A 16,490-nucleotide genomic window follows, 5' to 3' on the forward strand; every position below is an offset into this window, starting at 1 on the left:
TGTACCGGTCGCTGCTGGCGGGCGTCGATTACGCCACCGCCGAACGGGTCCGCGAAATCACCGGCGCGCTGCAGGCCGATTCGTTCGACGACCTCGACAACGCGCTGCTGCACACCGACCAGCGGGTGGTCGCTACCCAGTTGATCGGCCCGGACGGCACCGTGGTCAGGCGGTCCGGCTCGGCGCCGAAAACGCCGCTGGTCTCGCCGGATCAGTTCGACTTCAACCTGCGTCGCGGCCTGCCTGACGACGCGGTGGCCGGCGACGACATGCGGGTCAGCGGCCAGAAAGTCGCGACCCGATCAGGTGTCTACACGGTGCTGGTGGGCGGGGGCAGCGAGGCGGTCGAGGGGACCGCGCGGGCCCTGGCGATCCTGTTGGCCTGCAGCGCGCCGGTGATTGTCGCGGTGGTGGCGGGGGCGACCTACTGGCTGGTGCGCCGCTCGCTGCAGTCGGTGGACGCGATCCGGACCAGGGTGGCCGACATCTCGACGTCCGATCTGGCCGAGCGGGTTCCGGTCCCCGACAGCCACGACGAGATCGCGGCCCTGGCCGTCACCATGAACGAGATGCTCTCGCGGCTGGAAGCGGGTCACCGCGCGCAGCAACGCTTCGTCGGCGACGCCTCCCACGAGTTGCGCAGCCCGCTGGCCACCATCATCTCCGGGCTGGAAGTGGCCGAGGCCCATCCCGACCTGCTCGACGCCGAGCTGGCGGTCAATACGTTGCTGCCCGAGGCGCAGCGCATGCACACGCTGATCGAAGACCTGCTGCTGCTGGCCCGCGCGGACGAGCAGCGGCTGCTGCGGCGCAAGGAGCCGGTGGCCCTCGACGACCTCGCGCGGGCCGAGGCCGACCGGGCCCGGCGCGACGCACGGTGCGTGATCCACACCGATCTCCGTCCGGTGCGCCTGGACGCTGACCCGGTGGCGATGTCGCGGATGATCCGCAACCTCGTCGAAAATGCTGTGCGACATGCGGTTTCGTGTGTCGCCATCGAAGTCCGCGGCGATGACGCGACGGCGATCCTGACCGTCAGCGATGACGGCCCCGGAATCGCCCCCGCCGACCGCGACCGGGTGTTCGAACGTTTCGTGCGCCTGGACTCCGACCGGGCCCGCAGCGGGGGTGGGACCGGGCTGGGCCTGGCGATCGTCACCGAGGTCGTCACCGCCCACGGGGGCACGGTCGCCATCGACGACCCGCCGTACGGGGGAACCACGATGGTTGTGACGTTGCCGCGGCAGGGGTCTCAGCACAGCAACCGGTAGCCGACGCCCCGGATCGTCTCGATGGTGTTGGTACCGAAGGGAACATCGATCTTGCGGCGCAGGTAGCCCACATAAACCTCGACGACGTTGTCCGGGCCGTGATGGTGGGCATCCCAGACGTTCTGCAGGATCTCGGCCTTGGTCACCACCACGTCCATGTTGCGCATCAGGTACTCGAGCACGCCGTACTCGCGGGGAGTCAACGCGATCGGCGTCGAGCCCCGTTTCACCGTGTGCCGGGCGGGATCGAGCGCCAGCGACCCGGCTTTGAGCACCACCGGCCGCGCCGGTGCGCCGCGGCGAACCAGCGCCCGCAGCCGCGCGACCAGCACCCGGAACGAGAACGGCTTGGTCAGATAGTCATCGGCACCCAGATCGAACGCATCGGTCTCGTCGTATTCGCCGTCCTTGGCGGTGAGCATGAGCACCGGCGTCCACACGTTGTGCGACCGCATCCGGCGCAGCACCTCATAACCGCTGAGGCCGGGCAGCATGATGTCGAGAACGATTACGTCAAAAGCGTTTTCGGTGGCTTCCCGCAGCCCGTCGACACCGTTGCCCACGGCCACCACGACGAACCCCTCCGCCTTGAGCCCCCTGGTCACGGTCGCGGACAGCCGTGGTTCATCCTCGACGAGCAGGACTCTCATGTGTCAACGCTACGTCGAGAGCCGGACCCGGCCTCAGTCGGGCCAGCGAGCCTCGATCAGCACCTCGGCGAACGGGCCGCCCATGCGGCAGAACCGGTTGGTCGCCACCCACACGGCGCCGGCGCTTCGCAGCGTGATGCGCACCGGGTGGCCGACGAGGGTCTCACCGGGAGTGGTGTGGCTGAAGAACGTCGTCAGGCGCTCGACGTCGACGTCGATTGCCCAGTCGGGCCACGGTCGTTCGAAGAAGTCGCGGTTGAACCACATGGTCGGGCATTCCTCAATGCGACGCTCCCGCAAACCCATTGGGGGAAGCATCATCACGGGCGTGCCTGCAAGCTGGCGCGTGCCGGGTGGCATCCCCGCTCCTTTGTACGCCGTGATCACCGATCTTTGCCACGCTACGGCCGAAGCGCTGTGAAATCGTTGAGAGCCGGCTCGGGCCGGCGTCATTGCCGCGGGTGGGGCCCGGTTCCGGAGTTAACTTCTCGATGAGCGCGGGCGCCGGACCGGCCGTTCAGCGCGCGTCGCGGTCCGAGTGCTCGGCACCGCCGGCCGGATCGGCTTCCGGCGCATCGTCTTTGGGCTGGCCGGGGTGCCTGCCGGGACGCTGCGGGATGATGACCAGCAACACCGCGATGAGCGCCGCGATCACCGCGGAGGCCAGCGGGCGGCTCCACGCCAGGCCGCCGTCGGCGACGGGCTTGTCGATGAAGTCACCCACCGTCGCCCCCAGCGGCCGGGTGAGGATGAACGCGACCCAGAACAAGGTGACGCGGGAAATGGAGGTCCAGAAGTACAGGGCGGCGACCGCCGCCAGGCCGACCGCGAACACCAGCGCGCCGCGTTCGTAACCGAGATCGCGTGTGTCGGCCAGCCAATCGCCGAGCGCGGTGCCCAGCGTCTGCGAGAACGTGATGGTCGCCCAGTAGAAGGCCTCCACTCTGGGCGTCGAGACGGTGCTGACCGATACGGTGCCCTGGGACCACCGCCACCAGCCCAGGGTGGCCAGCAGGCAGGCCAGCAGCAGCAGCGATCCGCCCGTGTAACCGATGCCGAGCGAGCGGTCCGCGAAGTCGGCCAGCACGGTGCCGAACGTCGTCGAGGCCACGATCGTCGCCCAGTACAGGACCGCGTGGAACCGCTTGGCCAGGATCTGCGCCGCAACCAGCGCCACCAGCGCGACGCCGAAGATCGCGACCCCGGCGGCGTAGCCCCAATTCAGGGTCATCGTGACGGTGTCGCCGCCCGTCTCGCCCAACGTCGTCGCCAACACCTTGATGAGCCAAAAGCCGAGGGTGACGGCCGGCACCTTGGTCAACGCGAGTTTCGAGACGTCGGTCATGCACGTCATCTTTCGCCATCGGTGCGCGACACGGAATCCGGAGTTTGACGGCATGGCAGGTTCTGCTCACCGGGATCACAAAGCCGACGGGTTCCCGCAGGTGGCGCAATGCCGCGGCGGGTGGCGGTTTTCGCTGGTCGGGCCCGAACGCCGCCCGGCGCAATACGCCCGGGGGCCGTCACCGACGCCCATCGGCGACCCGAAAAGTGGCCCTGAGCTGCGTTAGCGTGACTCCCGTGGCGCACCCAGTACCTAGCCGGGATATTCAAGACTCCCGGGCCAATCGCGCCCGCCGGGTCGCCGACGTGCTGCGCCAACAGATCCACGCCGACGCCTATCCGGCGGGCCTGCCCGCCGAACAGCAGCTGGCCGCCGAATTCTCGGTATCGCGCAACACCATTCGCGAGGCGCTGGCCGTCCTCAAGCAAGAGGGGCTGATCGACCGCGGGCCGAAGGTGGGCACGCACGTCGCGCAGCGCAAATACGACCACGGCCTCGACGCGCTGCTGGGCCTGAAGGAGACGTTCAAGGATCTCGGCGAGGTCCGCAACGAGGTGCGCGCCGCGATGCCGGTCACCGCGCCGCCGTCGGTGGCCCGCCGGCTGCGGCTGCAGCCGGGCGAGCCGGCGGTGTTCGTCGAGCGGTTGCGTTACCTGGGTGATCTGCCGCTCAGCCTGGACCTCACCTACCTCGCCCCGGACATCGGCCGGCGGGTGCTCGACCATCCGCTGGAAACCAACGACCTGTTCTCCCTCATCGAGGAGGTGAGCGGGCAGCGGCTGGGCTCGGCGGCGCTGGCGCTCGAGGCCATCCCGGCCGACGCGCACTCGGCGGCCACGCTGCAGGTGCCCGACGGCGCGGCGCTGCTGATGTTGGAGCGGCTGACCAGCCTGGCCGACGGCACCCCGGTCGACCTGGAGTACATCCGGATGCGCGGTGACCGAATCACCATGCGCGGCAACCTAACTAGAGCCGAGCCGACGAGGAGCAACCCATGACGCTGATCAACAACAACCGCGCCGACGTGCCGGTCACCATCGACGAGTCGCTGTGTATCGACGGGTGCACGCTGTGCGTGGAGGTCTGCCCCCTCGATGCGCTGGCCATCAACCCCGACACCGGCAAGGCCTTCATGCACGTCGACGAGTGCTGGTACTGCGGCCCCTGCGCGGCGCGCTGTCCCACCGGCGCCGTCACCGTCAACATGCCCTATCTCCTTCGCTGAAAAGCATTCAACCCCAGGATCTTTGATGAAACGACGCGCCGTTGCGCTGGCGTCGGTCGTGATCGCGATCGCCGCGCTCACCGCCGGTTGCTCACTGGAATCCCTGTCGCAGTCATCCGGTGTGGTCAACGTGGTGGTGGGATATCAGTCCAAGACCATCAACACCGTCACCGCCGGTACGCTGCTGCGCGCGCAGGGCTACCTGGAGCGCCGGCTGGCCGACATCACCACCCGCACCGGCACCAAATACGCGGTGCGCTGGCAGGATTACGACACCGGCGCGCCGATCACCGCGCAGATGCTCGCCGAAAAGATCGACATCGGCTCGATGGGCGACTACCCGATGCTTATCAATGGCTCCAAGACGCAGGCCAACCCGCTGGCGAAAACCGAGATCGTCTCCATCACCGGCTACAACCCCAAGGGCGCCCTGAACATGGTGGTGGTGGCGCCGGGTTCGTCGGCGACCACGTTGAGCGACCTGGCCGGCTCCAAGGTCTCGGCCAGCGTGGGGTCGGCCGGGCACGGCACGTTGATGCGGGCGCTGGACCGGGCCGGGATCAAAGGTGTGGAAGTGCTCAACCAGCAACCGCAGGTGGGCGCCTCCGCCTTGGAATCCGGTCAGGTGCAGGGTCTTTCGCAGTTCGTCGCCTGGCCCGGCCTGCTGGTGTTTCAGGGCAAGGCCAAACTGCTCTACGACGGAGCCGAACTGAACCTGCCCACCCTGCACGGGGTGGTGGTGCGGCGCTCGTATGCGGCGTCGCATCCGGAGGTGCTGGGCGCCTTCCTGCAGGCACAACTGGACGCAGGAGACTTCCTCAACTCCAAGCCGCTCGAGGCGGCGCGCATCGTCGCGCAGGGCAGCGGCCTGCCACAGGAAGTGGTGTACCTGTACAACGGCCCCGGCGGTACCTCGTTCGACACCACCCTCAAGCCGTCACTGGTGGAGGCGCTGAAAAACGATGTGCCCTACCTGAAGTCGATCGGTGACTTCGCCGACCTCGACGTGTCCAACTTCGTCCAGGACGGGCCGCTGCGCACCGTGTTCGGCGCTCGCGGCCTGAACTACGACGCGGCCCGGGCCGCCACCGCCAACCCGTCCGCGCTGCGCGGGGATCCCGCGCTGGCAAGCGAACTGTGGCTCGACGGTGCCGATTCCACCCAAACGGTCGCCGACCCGACCAGCCTGCTGCGAGCCGTGCGGGACGCGACCGCCCACGGCGCCAAAGTCCGCGCCGCCTATGTTCCCGACGCGGAGCTCGGCACCCGGTGGTTCGCCGACAAGGCGGTCTGGGTGCGAAACGGACAGAACTATCTGCCGTTCGGAACGCCGGCCGGCGCGCATCGCTACCTCGCCGCGCACCCGGGCGGCACCCTCGTCAATTACGAACAGGCCCTTGGAGGTTCGGTATGACCGCCTATCTGACCGGCGACCCGGCAGCCCCGGTGTCCGCGCAAGTCGTCGACACGGTCCCGGCGGCGGCCACCCCGCGGCGCGCTGGCTCGCCGTGGCAGTGGCGGCTGCTTCGGCTCGTGTCGGTGGTGGTCGCGATCGGGCTGTGGCAGCTGCTCACCGCCGACAAGGTCCGGCTGCTGCTGCGCTTCGACACGCTGCCCACCGTCACCGAGATCGTGCACGCGCTGGGCCGCCGGCTCGGGACTTCCGAGTACTGGCTTGACCTGGCGCAGTCGCTGATCCGCATCCTCACCGGCTTCGGCCTGGCCGCGGTGGTCGGCGTCGCGACGGGGGTGCTGCTGGGCCGATCCCGGTTGGTCGCCAACACTTTCGGCCCGCTGACCGAGTTGGTCCGGCCCGTCCCGGCCATCGCGATGGTGCCCGTGGCGATCCTGCTGTTCCCGACCGACGAGGCGGGCATCGTGTTCATCACCTTCCTCGCGGCGTACTTCCCGATCCTGGTCAGCACCCGGCACGCGGTGCGCGCGCTGCCCACGCTGTGGGAGGACTCGGTGCGCACCCTGGGCGGCGGCCGGTGGGACGTGCTCAAGCAGGTGGTGTTGCCGGGCATCCTGCCGGGGGTGTTCGGCGGCCTGTCGGTCGGCATGGGCGTGGCGTGGATCTGCGTGATCTCCGCCGAGATGATCTCGGGCCGGCTCGGGATCGGCTATCGCACCTGGCAGGACTACACCGTGCTGGCCTATCCCCAGGTGTTCGTCGGCATCATCACCATCGGCGTGCTGGGTTTCGCGACAGCGGCGGCCGTCGAGGTCGTGGGCCGCCGGGTGACCAGTTGGCTGCCGCGAGCGGAGGAGGAGCAGCGATGACTCTCGAACAAGCCCTCAAACAAGTCCCAGTGAGCCTGGAACTGGATCGGGTTCGCTTGTCCTACACCGGAGAACCCGTGATCGACGGGCTGAGCCTGACGGTGCGCCCGGGGGAGATCCTGGTGCTCACCGGTCCCTCGGGCTGCGGCAAGTCGACGGTGCTGCGGGCCCTGGCGGGGCTGCTGCGGCCCGACGCGGGCCGGATCGTGGCCGACGGCGACGAGGTGACGACCACCTCGGGCGATCGGGGCATGGTGTTCCAGGACAACGCGCTGCTGCCCTGGCGCACCGTGCGCTCCAACATCGAGTTGGCCCTGCGGCTGCGCGGCGTCTCCCGCGCCGGGCGGCGCGCCGAGGCGGACCGCTGGATCGCCGAGCTGGGGCTGACCGGTTTCGGCGACTATCTGCCCAAGAGCCTGTCCGGCGGCATGCGCCAGCGCGTCCAGCTGGCCCGCGGGCTGGCCGGGGCGCCGCGCGCGGTGATGATGGACGAGCCGTTCGGCGCGCTGGACACCCAGACCCGCACGGCCATGCAGCGGCTGCTGATCGACACCTGGCGTGCCCATCCGACGACGATCGTGTTCGTCACCCACGACGTCGACGAGGCGCTGCTGCTGGGCGATCGAATCGCCGTGCTGGGCAAGGCCGGTCAGCCGCTGCGCACCCTGGTCGACGTGCCGGAGCCGCGCGTCGATCGGCAGCGCGCCGCGCTGCGCGCCGAAGTCGTTGCGGCGCTGGATCACTCGGCGGTGGCGGCATGATGCAGATTCCCGACCCGGCGACCCCCATCCGGCTCGACTGTGACGTGCTCGTCATCGGCGGTGGCACCGCGGGCACCATGGCCGCGCTGTCGGCGGCCGAGAACGGCGCGCAGGTGCTGCTGCTGGAGAAGGCCCACGTGCGCCATTCCGGCGCCCTGGCGATGGGCATGGACGGGGTGAACAACGCGGTGATCCCCGGCAAGGCCGAACCGGAGGACTACGTCGCCGAGATCACCCGCGCTAACGACGGAATCGTCAACCAGCGCACCGTGTATCAGACCGCCACCCGCGGGTTCGCGATGGTGCAGCGGCTGGAGCGCTACGGCGTGAAGTTCGAGAAGAACGAGCACGGCGAATACGCCGTGCGCCGGGTGCACCGCTCGGGCTCCTACGTGCTGCCCATGCCCGAAGGCAAGGACGTCAAGAAGGCGCTGTATCGCGTGCTGCGGCAGCGGTCGATGCGCGAGAAGATCCAGATCGAGAACCGGCTGATGCCGGTCCGGGTGTTGGTGGACGGCGGGCGCGCGGTCGGTGCGGCGGCGCTGAACACGCGCACCGGGGAATTCGTCACGGTCGGCGCCAAGGCGGTCATCCTGGCCACCGGCGCGTGCGGCCGGCTCGGCCTGCCCGCCTCGGGCTACCTGTACGGCACCTACGAGAACCCGACCAACGCCGGCGACGGCTACTCGATGGCCTACCACGCAGGCGCGGAACTCTCGGGCATCGAATGCTTCCAGGTCAACCCACTGATCAAGGACTACAACGGCCCGGCGTGTGCGTACGTGGCGAATCCCTTTGGCGGCTACCAGGTCAACGCGCACGGCGAGCGGTTCGTCGACTCCGACTACTGGTCGGGGCAGATGATGGCCGAGGTCAAGAGCGAGATCGACTCCGCGCGCGGGCCCATCTATCTCAAGGTGTCGCACCTGCCCGACGAGACGCTGACCGCGCTGGAAAACATCCTGCACACCACCGAGCGGCCGACCCGGAGCACCTTCCACGCCAACCGCGGTCATGACTACCGCACCCACGACATCGAGATGCACATCTCCGAAATCGGCTTGTGCAGCGGGCATTCCGCGTCGGGGGTGTGGGTCGACGAGCACGCCCGCACCACGGTGCCCGGGCTGTATGCCGCCGGCGACATGGCCTGCGTCCCGCACAACTACATGATCGGTGCGTTCGTCTTCGGCGATCTGGCCGGCACGCACGCCGCCTCGACGCTGACCGAAGTGGCTGCGCCGCAACAGCTTCCGGAGGATCAGGTGCGTGAGGCGCACGAGCTGATCTACCGCCCGCTGCGCCATCCGGACGGACCGCCGCAGCCGCAGGTCGAATACAAGCTGCGTCGCTTCGTCAACGATTACGTCGCACCCCCCAAGACCGGGGCCAAGCTGTCGCTGGCCATCCGCACTTTCGAGCGGATGAGCGCCGAGATCGCCGAGATGGGCGCCCGCAATCCGCACGAGCTGATGCGCGCGGTCGAGGTGTCGTTCATCCGGGACTGCGCCGAGATGGCCGCCCGATCGTCGCACACCCGCACCGAATCGCGCTGGGGGCTGTACCACGACCGCGCCGACCTGCCGGGCCGCGACGACAATCAATGGGGTTATCACCTCAACCTGCGCAAGGACGACCACGGCGAGATGGTGTTCCTCAAGCGGCCGGTGGCGCCCTACTTCGTGCCCGTCCCGGAGCTGGACGGCCTGCCGCCCACCGACCAGACGGTGTACCCGGTGGAGCAGCCGCCGCTGGTCGGCGGGCAAGCGCCGGCCACCGCGGTGTCCCGAATCAACTCGGCCAGCACGACATTCGAGCCGCCCTCGCCGCGCATCGCCGAGGTGCTGGCGCTCGAGGAGCCCACGATGGCCGACCTCGGCCCCTATCTCGCCGACGCGGATCCCGGGGTGCGCCGCACCGCGGTGTCGACGTTGACCGAGCACATCCCCGACGGGTACGCGCCGGCGCTGGTCGCCGCGCTGAGCGACGACGACGCGGGAGTCCGACTGACCAGCGCCGACGGCATCCGCGAGCTGGTCGAGGTGCTGCCGGAGCCGGAAAGCGTGCGGCGGCACCTGGATTCGGGCGATCGGGTGGTGCGGGCCGCGGCGGTGTACGTGCTGGCCGCCCGCCGGGCCGGCGACGCCGGGCAATACCGTCGCGCCCTCGAGGACGTCGATCATCGGGTGCGCATCGAGGCGGTGCGCGCGCTGGTGTCCGTCGACGACGTGGCTGGCGTGGTCGCCGCCGCCGACGACGAGAACCGGGAAGTCCGCATCGCGGCGGCGGCCGGGCTGGCGACGCTGAGGGGGGCGGCGGCCCCGGCGACCGGGGCTGTGCGCCGGCTCGTCGCCGACTCCGACCCGTTGGTTCGGGCGGCCGCGCTGGCGGCGTTGGGCCAATTGGGTTGTGGCGAAGAGGATTACGCCGCCATCAAGCAGGCGCTGCGGGCGCCGGCCTGGCAGGTGCGGGAAGGCGCGGCGCGCGCCCTGGGCGGCGCGCCGGTCGACTTCGCGGTTCCGCAGCTGGCTGAGGCGCTCGGTGACGCCCATCTGGACGTGCGCAAGGCGGCCGTGCTGAGCCTGACCCGGTGGGCCGGCGAGCCCGCCGCCCGGGACGCGCTGGGCATCGCGCTCAAGGACGGCGACGCCGACGTGCGGGCCTACGCGCGCCGCGCGCTCGAACTCGACGGCGCGGTGCAGCACAGCTAGTCAGCGCAGAATCTTGGCGTAGAGCAGGCTGTCCTGGGGCTCGGGCCCCATGGTCGGGTAGACCGCGTGCCGGGCCAGCCGCCCCTCCAGGAAGAAGCCGGCGTGCTCGAGCAGTCGCGCCGAGCGCGTGTTGTCCACGCTGCAGGTGGCCCACACCCGATACACCTCGCGGTCGGCGTCGAGGGCGGCGAGCAGCATGCCGAGCACCTCGGACATCAACCCCTTGCCCCACCAGCGGCGGCCCAGGCAGTAGCCGACCTCGACCGAGTGCGGCGCGGAGCGCCGGCAGCTGGCCAGCCCGATCACCTCGCCGCGGTGCCGTGACTCGATCACCCAGGTCTTCTCGTCCGCGCTGGTGTTCAGTTTCTCGGTGATCACCCGCCGCGTGGCGGCCACGTCGGGGTGCGGCGCCCACAGCAGATACTTGGTGACCTGTGGATCGCGGGCGACCCGCTGGAACAGCGCACCGGCATCGTCGAGCGTGGGCGGCCGCAGCGACAGCCGCGGCCCGCTGATGCGGTCGGGTGGATATTCGGGCATCGCGATGTGACTTTAAAGGCCGAGGGCGCGATAGGTGTTGCGGACGAATCGTGGTTGCGCCGTGCGCAGTTTGGCCAGCGACGTGTTGCCGGCGACGGCGGTGGCGGCATCGACGGTCAGGTCGGGCAGATTCTGGATGAGGTAGAGCAGGATCAGATCCGCGTCGGGGTCCGCCTGCCACCAGGTCCCGTACGCGCCGGGCCAGCTGAAGGTGCCCAGACCGCCCGGCCCGAAAAGCGGTGCGCTCTTGGCCGGATCGGTCACCACCGACAGGTTCAACCCGAAGCCGCGGCCGACCCAATAGGGTGCACCCAGGAAGTTGTGCCGCTTCTGTTCGTCGGTGAGCCGGTCGGTGCGCATCAGCCGGACGGATTCTTCGGAGAGGACCCGCACGCCGTCGAGTGTCCCGTCGCCGAGCAGCATCCGGACGAATCGCAGGTAATCGTCGGCGCTGGACCACAATCCGCCGCCGGCGTTGCAGAACGAGGGCGGGGTGATGTGCGGCGGCCCCATCACGCCGTGGTGCAGCCGGCTGTGCTCGTCGAGCCGATACATGGTCGCCGCGCGGCGCCGCGCCTCGGGCGAGACGAAGAACCCGGTGTCCGCCATGCCCGCGGGGCCCAGGATCCGTTCGTCGAGCACCTGGTGGAACGGCTTGTCCTCGATGCGGGCGGCGATGACGCCGAGCAGGTCGATGGAGTGGCTGTAGGTGACCCGGTCGCCGGGCTGATGCACCAGCGGCAGCTTGGCCAGCGCGGCCAGCCAGGCGTCCGGGCCCTGGTTGAACGGCAGCCGCATATAGGCCTTGGCGATCGGCCCGGACACCGAGAAGCCGTAGGCCAGGCCGCTGGTGTGGGTGAGCAGATCCTCGATCAAGATGGCGCGGTTCACCGGGTGGGTGCGGTCCAGCGGGCCGTGCGGATCGTCGAGCACCCGCAGGTCGGCCAGCTCCGGCGCCCACCGGGTCACGGGATCCTTCAGCGTCAGCTTGCCCTCGTCGACCAGGCTCATCACCGTCGCGACCGTCACCGGCTTGGTCATCGACGCGATGCGAAACAGCGTGTCGCGCTGCATCGGCAGCCCCGCATCCACGTCGCGGTAGCCGATCTCGTTGACCTGCAGGAGTTCTCCGCGCTGCCAGACCATGGTGACCGCGCCGGCAAGCAGGCCGGCGTCGCACACTTCGCGGATGGAGGCGGCGTTGCCTGTGAGGGTCGAGCGGGTCGAGCGATTCACCTGGTCAGGGTAGCGGGCCGGTCGGGCGGTCCTCAGATTCGGTCGATTCCCGCGATCAGGGTGGCCACCCCGGACGTGAGTACACCCGCAATCAGCAGCGTCGCGCCGAGCCACACGCTCGCGATCATCCGGTTCGGGCGCGCCGGGTTGCGGCCGAGCACCGACAGGAAGAATCCCGCGGGCATCATGATGGCGGCCAGCAGCACGGCGATCGCTCCGCCGTTGGCCACAGCGGGGCTCGCCCCCGCGGCGTTGCCCACTACCGACAACAGCAGGCCCAGCATCACGAGCACACCGGCGTGCGCATGGCCCGCTCGGAAAAACGATTTCTGCAGACCGTTGGCTTCGTGATTTCCGGTGACCACGCGCAGCAAGAAGACGCCGCCGGCCGCGATGGTGACGACCGAGATGATGGTGGCCCCCACCGTGATGCTCATGAAGGGAGTGATCAGCGAGGTGCTCATAATAGCTTCCTGAAATCGTATTGATCGATTAGATATTTCTACTATCCAATACTGGATAATAGAAGTATCTAATGTCAAGATGTTCTGGCAGGACTTCTTCAAGGAGCGCTTCCGTGCTGATGTCGGAGCTGGCGAGTCGCACCCATGTGTCGGTGCCGACGATCAAGTTCTACCTACGCGAGAACGTGCTGATGCCAGGCCACGCAGTCAGCTCGACCCGCGCCCACTACGACGAACGGCACGTCCGACGGATCGCGCTGATCAGAGCGCTGTCCGCGCTCGGTCTCTCGATCTCCCAGATCAGGTCGGTCGTCGAACTCATCGACAACCCGGGCCGGTCGCTTTTCGCGACGCTGGGCGCTGCGACAGCGGCGCTTTCGCGCCCCACCCAAGCCGCAAGTGATGGGGACTGCCCACGGGCTCGGGCCGCGTTGTCAGCGCTTGACTTCGAGGTGCCCGACGATCTTCCCGCGGTAGCGCAGCTTGACCGCGCGCTTGCCGACGCGCAGGCTGCGGGCGTTCCGATGACCGAGGATCGCCTGCGCGCGTACGCGCCACATATCAGTGCCATCGCCGCTTACGACATCGAGCAGATGCCGCTGGAACCGCCGGCGGCAGCAATCGAATACGCCGTGCTCGGAACTATCTTCTATGAGCCGATCCTCGCGGCACTGCGCCGCATCGCGCATGCCGGCCTGACCGCGCAACGCCTGGCCAAGAATGAGGCAGACGTCGATGTAGAAGGCGGCGACGTCAGTTGACCATGTGGACCGGATGGGCGGCGAAGATACGTGCTGTGTCCGGTTGGTTTGCCCGTCTGGATCCATGAATCGACGTCGGTTCGATCCCGGGGCTTAGAGGTGTCGGGTAACGGCACATCGAGCGCGACGGGGCGATCTGCGCATCGCGCTACGAGGCGTCGGCGTCCTGCGAAATGACAAGGGGGCGTTGCGATGTGACGCGCTGGGTCTTCTGTGTCTGCGGCTCGGCGAGGTTCACGCCATGGGTGGAGGCTGAAGGCGGAGTTCACTCACTGAGCGGCTGCCGAGCGGCGCGAGCGCTGCGCCTGCGAAACCGATTGCCGCGTAAAGCGCGACGCTGGTTGGCCCTAACCATGCCGCGGCAGGTGCGACGAGTAGCTGTCCGACAGGTACGCATGTGTAGGACAGCAGATCGTTGTAAGCCGAGATCCGAGACAGCTCGTGTCGAGGGATGCGCTGGTGCACGCAGGTATCCCAGGCGATCGAGGGTGCGGCAAATCCCAGTCCGGAAACAAACGCGGCGAGCAGAAGCCAGGGAGCAGGCAGGCCAACGCCCAAGCCCAGCAACCCGAACGCGCCCAACACGGCCAGGAGCTGGCCGGCGCGCAGAAACCGCTGCGGGGCATGACGGTACAGCGCTGCGCCCATTACCAAGGCACCGAGGGCGCGCGCACTCAACGCGATGCCCCACACGGGCGCGTTGGCCCGCGCTGTAGTGATTTCGGGACCCAGTATTTGCCATGTTCCGGTGCCAATGAGGTTGATAACCGCGAACGAGGCGGTGGTCGCCCAAAGCCATCTTGTTGACCGGAATGTGCGCCACCCCTGGCGTATCTCCGTCAACACACCGTTTCCGGGCGGGCTGGACGTGATGGCCAGCCGCAGCCGGGCTAAGACCGCTGCGGCGGCCAGGAAGCTGATGGCATCGATGGCAACGGCGATCCCGCCGCCGCCGGCCGCGACGAGGACACCGGAAATGCCCGGGCCAAGGACCTTTGTGAGGTTCTTTACGGTGGCCAGTATTGCGTTGGCACGCGGCAGTTGGGCCGGCTCAACCAGCTCGGGCACGATGCCTCGCAGCGCGGGTGAACCCAGCGCCTCCAGTGCACCGTTGACGAACTGCAGACACGCTACCGGTGCAAGTTGGTAATGGCCGGTCAGCAAGACAGCGGCGACGAGGCCTTGGGTCAGGCCTGCTCCCAGATTCGTTGCTACTAAGAGGGCGCGCCGCGGCCAGCGATCACCCAGTACCCCGCCCACCAGCAACAGACTCAGATGCGCGGTGACCTGAGCGGCCAACACCACACCAAGGTCGCTCATGTGATGCGATGCCTGCAGCACGGCCAGACTCAGCGCGACCGGTGTCATCGCACTACCGGCCAACGACACCGCCCTACCCAATACGAAGCAGCCGAAGGGTGACTGGATTGCGTTTCGAGGCACCGAGAGTGGCATAGCCAGACAGCATGGCCAGCGGCGCGATACAGTCGCTATCCTTACGGCAAAAGGCGCAAGGATATGACACTTCTCAAGCTCAGCCCCAATGCGCTAGCCCACTGCCGTTTCGCGATCTCACCGCTGGCCGAGACCGTCGGCGTGCTAATTACCTTGCAGCGCCGATGCACCGACCCCTCCTTGGCCCGCTGGCACGCCGAACACCAGCCGGCCTACCGCCGGTGGCTGGGCGCCAGCCCGATCGCTGCGGCACTGCTGGCGTTGATCGCCACGACCAAAAGATTCCCCGACATGATTGCGTTACCGCCTGAGCACGGCATCAATACCCGTTTCAGCGACGAACTCGCGGCGATGACAACCTTCAGCGACGACAACATCCGCGCCGCGGTGCGGGCCGCCGCGGCAGCAAGCTGGAAAACGCACTCTCTCGACTGGCTCAACCAGCAGAACCTCGCAACCCGCGCCGCGATGGTCTTGGACGAGGGCTGGCAGCAATTCGTCTCGCCGGACTGGCCGCGACGTCGTGCCGTCCTCGAACGCGACATCATGTACCGCGCCGGGCTACTGGCCGCTTACGGCTGGAAGCACACCGTCGAGAGTATGAAACAACGCTCAGTCTGGATCGGCGACAACACCATTCGCTTCAGCAGTCAGCACTGGCCCGACCGCACTATCGACGAGGGACTGATCTTTGTGCCCCGCACCACAACCGGCGGCTGGTGGACATGTGAACAAGGCCCACGCTACGCCCTGGTCTACTGCGCCCACGGCCCCCATGCCGAGCCGACCACCGCCGACGCCTGCGGCACCGACGCACTGTCGGCCCTTCTCGGTCCTGGCCGCTCCCGCATCGCACGACAACTGAAAACCCCCGCCACCAGTACCCAACTCGCACGCACCCTCGGCCAATCTCTAGGCACCGTCAGCAATCACCTCGCCGTATTGCGCGATGCAGGGACAATTGTCGGAACCAGAGTCGGACGCAACGTCACCTACCGGCTCACCGAACGAGGACACCAACTCCTCCGACTCCTCGACGAAAACGCGCAAGCAGACGCATGACCCCTGCAACCCACTACCACCACCACATCGGGCGGCAATAACCTCATGACCCGCAACAACTAGTCGGTCAGCGCCGCCGCGCCCTGACGTACCAGAACTCCATTTCGAACTGCTTGCCGTCCAATTCGCGGCGCATGGTGGCCGGCTCTAGCGACTCGATGTCCCAATCCGCGCCGCCGAGAACCTCGCGCAGCGTCTGCTCGGAGACCGAGGGCCGAGGCCATTGCGGGTCGGCGGCGTTGGAGTTGGAAAAGCAGCTGATCAACAGGGTGGCGCCGGGTCTGGTCGCCCGATGTACCGCGGAGGCATAGCGGCGCTTGCCTGTTTCGTCGAGGCAATGAGAAATGCCGCTGTCGACGACGGTGTCGAACGTGTCGGCGTAGCCTTCGAGCTCGGTCGCATCGGTTACCGCGAACCTCACGTCCACCCCGGCGTCCGCGGCTCGCCGCTCGGCGGTGATCAGCGCGGTCGGGGAGATGTCCAGCCCGGTTACGTGATAGCCGTTTTTGGCAAGATAGATGGCGTTGTCGCCGAGACCGCAGCCGATGTCGAGGACGTCCCCATGCACCCAGCCGCCGGTGTGCCATGCGACGACATTGTCCTTTGGCGCCTTGGTATCCCACGGCGGTGTGGCCATCGGCGGGATGCCTTCGCCGGGGCTCTCGCCGCGGTACAGCGCGTCGAAGTCCATGTGTTGCAAGCCGGAAAATCCAGACGATGAAGTCA

General features: G+C 68.2%; 17 protein-coding genes. 9 read left to right on the forward strand and 8 right to left on the reverse strand.

Translation table 11 applies throughout. The annotated features are described in order from the left end of the window. The coding region (locus A5659_RS15285) for a HAMP domain-containing sensor histidine kinase (RefSeq protein ID WP_067182217.1) at window positions 1-1,271 on the forward strand (1,271 nt) is incomplete at its 5' end. On the opposite strand, the gene A5659_RS15290 is transcribed toward A5659_RS15285, so the two are convergent. The 3 genes from A5659_RS15290 to A5659_RS15300 all read right to left on the reverse strand — a co-directional run bounded on the left by A5659_RS15290 (window position 1,253) and on the right by A5659_RS15300 (window position 3,266). Next, on the reverse strand, window positions 1,253-1,921 hold the full coding sequence (locus A5659_RS15290; RefSeq protein ID WP_066861611.1) for a response regulator transcription factor: 669 nt from the start codon (window positions 1,919-1,921) through the stop codon (window positions 1,253-1,255). The two genes, A5659_RS15285 and A5659_RS15290, sit on opposite strands and share 19 nt — an antisense overlap. Window positions 1,922-1,954: 33 nt before the next feature. Beyond that, window positions 1,955-2,281 (reverse strand): hypothetical protein, encoded by a 327-nt coding sequence (locus A5659_RS15295; protein ID WP_067142542.1) that lies wholly within the window; start codon window positions 2,279-2,281, stop codon window positions 1,955-1,957. A 157-nt stretch (window positions 2,282-2,438) separates the two neighbouring features. Next, window positions 2,439-3,266: a hypothetical protein gene (locus tag A5659_RS15300; RefSeq protein WP_067182221.1), complete on the reverse strand. Its 828-nt coding sequence runs from the start codon at window positions 3,264-3,266 to the stop codon at window positions 2,439-2,441. A gap of 227 nt (window positions 3,267-3,493) precedes the next feature. On the opposite strand from A5659_RS15300, the gene A5659_RS15305 reads away from it, so the two are divergent. From A5659_RS15305 to A5659_RS15330, 6 genes are read left to right on the forward strand one after another with little or no spacing between them, the layout of a single operon-like run. Further along, window positions 3,494-4,264, forward strand: a complete 771-nt coding sequence (locus A5659_RS15305) for a GntR family transcriptional regulator (protein ID WP_066861619.1) — start codon at window positions 3,494-3,496, stop codon at window positions 4,262-4,264. After that, complete coding sequence (locus A5659_RS15310) at window positions 4,261-4,491, forward strand: ferredoxin family protein (RefSeq protein ID WP_064885673.1); 231 nt, start codon at window positions 4,261-4,263, stop codon at window positions 4,489-4,491. The genes A5659_RS15305 and A5659_RS15310 overlap by 4 nt, the downstream gene beginning before the upstream one ends. Window positions 4,492-4,516: 25 nt before the next feature. After that, complete coding sequence (locus A5659_RS15315; protein WP_067182225.1) at window positions 4,517-5,905, forward strand: ABC transporter substrate-binding protein; 1,389 nt, start codon at window positions 4,517-4,519, stop codon at window positions 5,903-5,905. After that, the gene (locus A5659_RS15320) at window positions 5,902-6,774 is read left to right on the forward strand and encodes an ABC transporter permease (protein WP_066861625.1); all 873 of its coding nucleotides are present in this window, start codon (window positions 5,902-5,904) and stop codon (window positions 6,772-6,774) included. The genes A5659_RS15315 and A5659_RS15320 overlap by 4 nt, the downstream gene beginning before the upstream one ends. Continuing rightward, window positions 6,771-7,535: an ABC transporter ATP-binding protein gene (locus tag A5659_RS15325; protein WP_067142535.1), complete on the forward strand. Its 765-nt coding sequence runs from the start codon at window positions 6,771-6,773 to the stop codon at window positions 7,533-7,535. The genes A5659_RS15320 and A5659_RS15325 overlap by 4 nt, the downstream gene beginning before the upstream one ends. Beyond that, a complete protein-coding gene (locus A5659_RS15330; RefSeq protein ID WP_197498025.1) occupies window positions 7,532-10,246 on the forward strand; it encodes a fumarate reductase/succinate dehydrogenase flavoprotein subunit in 2,715 nt (904 codons plus the stop codon). The genes A5659_RS15325 and A5659_RS15330 overlap by 4 nt, the downstream gene beginning before the upstream one ends. On the opposite strand, the gene A5659_RS15335 is transcribed toward A5659_RS15330, so the two are convergent. The 3 genes from A5659_RS15335 to A5659_RS15345 are packed head-to-tail and all read right to left on the reverse strand — an operon-like array spanning window position 10,247 to window position 12,486. After that, complete coding sequence (locus tag A5659_RS15335) at window positions 10,247-10,786, reverse strand: GNAT family N-acetyltransferase (RefSeq protein WP_066880568.1); 540 nt, start codon at window positions 10,784-10,786, stop codon at window positions 10,247-10,249. It lies immediately after the preceding gene. 12 nt (window positions 10,787-10,798) lie between these two features. Beyond that, window positions 10,799-12,022 carry a serine hydrolase gene (locus tag A5659_RS15340; protein ID WP_067182229.1) on the reverse strand — a complete coding sequence of 408 codons (1,224 nt, stop codon included), beginning with the start codon at window positions 12,020-12,022 and terminating at the stop codon, window positions 10,799-10,801. Window positions 12,023-12,054: 32 nt separating this feature from the next. After that, window positions 12,055-12,486 carry a hypothetical protein gene (locus A5659_RS15345; protein WP_231997842.1) on the reverse strand — a complete coding sequence of 144 codons (432 nt, stop codon included), beginning with the start codon at window positions 12,484-12,486 and terminating at the stop codon, window positions 12,055-12,057. 119 nt (window positions 12,487-12,605) lie between these two features. Here A5659_RS15345 and A5659_RS15350 point away from each other — a divergent pair, with 119 nt between their 5' ends. Next, entirely contained in the window at window positions 12,606-13,247 is a 642-nt protein-coding gene (locus A5659_RS15350) for a MerR family transcriptional regulator (RefSeq protein WP_231997843.1), read from the forward strand. Window positions 13,248-13,481: 234 nt separating this feature from the next. Here A5659_RS15350 and A5659_RS15355 read toward each other — a convergent pair whose 3' ends face one another. Continuing rightward, entirely contained in the window at window positions 13,482-14,702 is a 1,221-nt protein-coding gene (locus A5659_RS15355) for an MFS transporter (protein WP_067182236.1), read from the reverse strand. Between the two features lie 63 nt (window positions 14,703-14,765). Here A5659_RS15355 and A5659_RS15360 point away from each other — a divergent pair, with 63 nt between their 5' ends. Next, a complete protein-coding gene (locus tag A5659_RS15360; protein WP_067182240.1) occupies window positions 14,766-15,764 on the forward strand; it encodes a helix-turn-helix transcriptional regulator in 999 nt (332 codons plus the stop codon). Between the two features lie 67 nt (window positions 15,765-15,831). On the opposite strand, the gene A5659_RS15365 is transcribed toward A5659_RS15360, so the two are convergent. Then, the gene (locus tag A5659_RS15365; RefSeq protein ID WP_156749239.1) at window positions 15,832-16,464 is read right to left on the reverse strand and encodes a class I SAM-dependent methyltransferase; all 633 of its coding nucleotides are present in this window, start codon (window positions 16,462-16,464) and stop codon (window positions 15,832-15,834) included. Between the last annotated feature and the right edge of the window lie 26 nt (window positions 16,465-16,490).

Origin of the sequence: Mycobacterium sp. 1165196.3 (genome assembly GCF_001673415.1) — a bacterium.
Lineage (GTDB): Bacteria > Actinomycetota > Actinomycetes > Mycobacteriales > Mycobacteriaceae > Mycobacterium > Mycobacterium europaeum_A.